We start from the raw sequence: 2,136 nt of genomic DNA on the forward strand, positions 1-2,136 counted from the left end.
AAAGCGCCTGCGCGCTTTGCGCGAGGACTCGAAAGGCAGCGCTTGCAAGCGCTGCCGGGGTCGCGCACGTGTGACCGAGTCCTCTCCTGGGCACCATCTGTTTTTAAAAAGGTCGGCTTCTAGCCGGCCTTTTTTTTCATTTCCGGCGCACGCATCGTGCGTGCGCGATCGCGCCTTTATGTCGGCCACTCCGATCGATAGCAGAATTTATCGGTTACCAATCGCCCTCCCCGTTGTTACGTTAGCCGCCTTGTTTTCAACGCATCCAACGAGGAGCACGATCCATGACGTCGATGAACCGCCGCGCGTTCGCGCGCGCGATGCTGGCCACGGGCCTCGCTGCCGCCGGCATCCGGACACACGCCGAAAACGCGCCGGCCGCGCTGCGCATCGGTTACCAGAAGTCGTCGACGCTCATCACGCTGCTGAAGACGCGCGGCACGCTCGAACAGGCGCTGACGCCGCTCGGCCTGCGTGTGTCGTGGCATGAATTCGCGAGCGGATTGCCGCTGACCGAAGCACTCAACGTCGGCGCCGTCGACTTCAGCGCCGATGTGGCCGATACCGTTCCTGTCTTCGCACAAGCCGCGCATGCGCGCTTCGTGTATGTCGCGCAGGAAGCGCCTTCGCCGAAGGCACAGGCGATCGTCGTCAAGCAGGCCAGCGCACTGCGTACGCTGGCCGACCTCAAGGGCACGCGCATCGCGGTCACGAAGGCGGCGGGCAGCCATTACCTTCTGCTTGCCGCACTCGCTCGCGCGAAGCTCGCACCCGCCGACGCGACGATCCACTACCTGACGCCGGCCGACGGCCGTGCGGCGTTCGAGCGCGGCAGCGTGGATGCATGGATCACGTGGGATCCCTATGTCGCTTCGGTCGACCGGAATCCCGACGTACGAATCCTGGCCGACGGCGACGGACTCGCGTCGTACCAGCGCTACTACCTCGCATCGAGCAGTTTCGCTGCCGCGCGGCCCGACGTCGTCCAGATCCTGTTCGACCAGTTGTCGCAGGCCGGCGCATGGCTGCGCGACCACCCGCAGGAAGCCGCGAACACGCTCGCGCCGATCTGGGGACTCGACGCTGCGACGATCGCGCGCGCAAATTCGCGGCGCAGCTATCTCGTCCGCGCAGTGGTCGCGCAAAACTTCGGCGAACAACAGAAGATCGCCGACACCTTTCTCGCGGCGGGACTGCTGCCCACTCGCGTCGATACCGGGCAGGCTCAGCGCTGGAATTTCGCGGCAAAGCGTGCGGAGTCGGTCAGCGCGTGAGGACGTGTCGCACAAGCGCGCCAATATTTTTACCGTTCCGAATGAAATTGTGTTGACAGGCGCCGCCGACACGCTAGAATAGCGGTCTTCGCACTGCAGCAAGCGAAACGTGCCCAGGTGGCGGAATTGGTAGACGCACTAGGTTCAGGTCCTAGCGGTGGCAACATCGTGGAGGTTCGAGTCCTCTCCTGGGCACCATCTGTTTTTAAAAAGGTCGGCTTCTAGCCGGCCTTTTTTTCATTTCCGGCCCAGGAAGCAAAGCGCCTGCGCGCTTTGCGCGAGGACTCGAAAGGCAGCGCTTGCAAGCGCTGCCGGGGTCGCGCACGTGTGACCGAGTCCTCTCCTGGGCACCACTTGATTTATAAAAAAGGTCGGCTTTTAGCCGGCCTTTTTTCATTTCCGGCCCAGCAAGCAAAGCGCCTTCAAGCTCAGCCCGGATCGCGCATACGTGGCCGAGCCCTCTCCTGAGCACCATCTGTATGCAAAAGGTCGGCTTCTGATCGGCCCCTCTCATTTCCGGCTCCGGAATTGACATGTTCGCGCGCTTATCCCGGATCACCAGCTTGACGACGTTCGTCGGTCGGAGCGATGTGACGATGTCGGCCGCCCCTCCCCTGCACGCTGCCCCGAACGAGCCCGCCGAATTATTTTCGTTCGCGACCTCAAATACTGTTGACAGTCGCTCAATACGCGCTATAATTTCGCTTCTTTGCAGCAGGCAGCTACTGCAAAACGTGCCCAGGTGGCGGAATTGGTAGACGCACTAGGTTCAGGTCCTAGCGGTGGCAACATCGTGGAGGTTCGAGTCCTCTCCTGGGCACCATCTGTTTTTAAAAAGGTCGGCTTCTAGCCGGCCTTTTTT

At 61.8% G+C, this 2,136-nt stretch carries 1 protein-coding gene and 2 tRNA genes; all 3 read left to right on the forward strand.

All coding sequences use genetic code 11. The annotated features are described in order from the left end of the window. Nucleotides 1–284: 284 nt before the first annotated feature. Complete coding sequence (locus HWX08_RS34125) at nt 285–1,274, forward strand: aliphatic sulfonate ABC transporter substrate-binding protein (RefSeq protein WP_174921139.1); 990 nt, start codon at nt 285–287, stop codon at nt 1,272–1,274. Nucleotides 1,275–1,385: 111 nt separating this feature from the next. Then, nucleotides 1,386–1,472 (forward strand) — tRNA-Leu (locus HWX08_RS34130). A 538-nt stretch (nt 1,473–2,010) separates the two neighbouring features. Beyond that, nucleotides 2,011–2,097 (forward strand) — tRNA-Leu (locus HWX08_RS34135). Nucleotides 2,098–2,136 lie beyond the last annotated feature (39 nt).

Origin of the sequence: Burkholderia metallica, assembly GCF_902832845.1 — a bacterium.
Taxonomy (GTDB): domain Bacteria; phylum Pseudomonadota; class Gammaproteobacteria; order Burkholderiales; family Burkholderiaceae; genus Burkholderia; species Burkholderia metallica.